This is a genomic window from Streptomyces sp. AV19 (assembly GCF_015999245.1).
In the GTDB taxonomy this organism is placed as follows: Bacteria; Actinomycetota; Actinomycetes; order Streptomycetales; family Streptomycetaceae; genus Streptomyces.
On the sequence record NZ_JAEAMR010000066.1, the window covers coordinates 1 to 1,534 of the forward strand.

Sequence of the window (1,534 nt, forward strand, 5' to 3'; positions counted from 1 at the left end):
GCTCGGCCAGGGCGGCAGGCGGTGCGAACCGGCGCTCCTCCTTCAAGAGGTTGGCTTCAAGTGCACGGGTATCCACGACGAGTTCGCTTCCTTCATTGCTCATTCCGGGGTTCCGCTCCGCTGACCTGCCAGCTCCGCCAGGCGGTTGACGGCTGCCGGGATCCCCGAGACGAAGTCCGGGCCGATGGCGGGTCCCCAGCGGTCCGCCGAGGCTCCGGTGATCTCACAGCGGTGCGTGATCTTGGTACCGCCGCGCGGCAGGCAATCGGATCCTGGCCGCACCTCGCTCAGCCGGTGGATCACACGTATGGAAACGTCGTCCACACGCGTCTCGTAGCAGAACTCCTCATGCTCCACACAGCCGAGGACGAGGATGTCCACCGGATCCTTCGACTTGGGGACCAGCACGCCCCTCGCCCCTTCGAGGAGCCGCCCGTCGAGACGGAGACATTCAAGAGCCGTGTCCCACAACGGCCAGGCGTCACTGTCGGCATACAGACTCCAGACGCACTTGACCGGTGCGTCGGACCAAAAGCTGTACTCGTATTCCCACATCCGCGCGGCACGCTCCCCAGGGGGCGGGAGCTGCGCCAACACATGAGTACGGCGCTCCCGCCAACATTGACTCGCTCGGACCGGCCCTCTTGTTTTGCTTGCAGGGGACTTGAACGAGTCATTCGACGACATCCGTGACCGGAGGTTCCGGCCGTCATAACGGTGCCCCGGTCGACGTAGCCGATCGGGACACCTCAGCCAGCCGAAGCCCGTCCCCTTTCACGGAATCTGACTGTGCGTCTGACATTACGAGCCCACGTCGGCCGGCGTTGTCACCCGTCGGCATACACCCAACTGTCTATCGATGACATGGGAAGCCCCGGACAGCTCGGCATTGTGCGCATTCCAGATGTCCACCATCGGGCGACCCGAGGTCCACCGACGGACGACAAGATCAATCGGTCCGGGTGCGTAGTGTCGAAGACGCAACCCGATCCCCCAGCGGGCGGCAAGGTCCGAATCATCGCTAAGGACCTTGCCGAAACTTATCGGGCTGCACCGCGCGTACGTCGCCCCTGTCCTGCCTCACAGGGGCGACGTACGACGGCCCGGTCGTCACCCAGCACGCAGGTCAGGGGTCTGGTGCGCTGAGGACAACGGCAGGCGTCCGGGCCGTCTGCGGTGACCGGCTTTCCCGTAGCTGGTCACCGCAGCACAGAATTTCACGAACCGCAGCGGACGGGTCCCCCACCCTCTCGCTGCAGAGCTGTCTGCCCGGACAGCTCGGCCCCGTGACCGCCCCCCGGTCACGGGGCCCTTTCTGTTTCCACCCTTTTCTGCTGACCGTGGGACCGACAGATCTGTGCAGTGCCCGCTGAATAAGAAGCCATCTCATTTGGCTGTAAGCTGTTGGATCATGGTAGGGATCATTGAGCGGCTGGTGCCGGACGAGTTGTGGGAGTTGTTCCAGCGGGTGGTGCCGGAGGTGCCGGTGCGGCCGCAGGGCGGTGGCCGACGACGGCACGGGGATCGTGAAGTG

Annotated in this window: 1 protein-coding gene and 1 pseudogene; one reads left to right on the forward strand and one right to left on the reverse strand. The window is 64.8% G+C overall.

What is annotated here, in order from left to right; genetic code table 11:
- Positions 1 to 99 precede the first annotated feature (99 nt).
- A complete protein-coding gene (locus tag I5Q34_RS33200; RefSeq protein WP_199896219.1) occupies positions 100 to 408 on the reverse strand; it encodes a hypothetical protein in 309 nt (102 codons plus the stop codon).
- Positions 409 to 1,411: 1,003 nt separating this feature from the next.
- Here I5Q34_RS33200 and I5Q34_RS35375 point away from each other — a divergent pair.
- Positions 1,412 to 1,534: pseudogene (locus I5Q34_RS35375) on the forward strand (IS5/IS1182 family transposase); the annotation flags it as partial.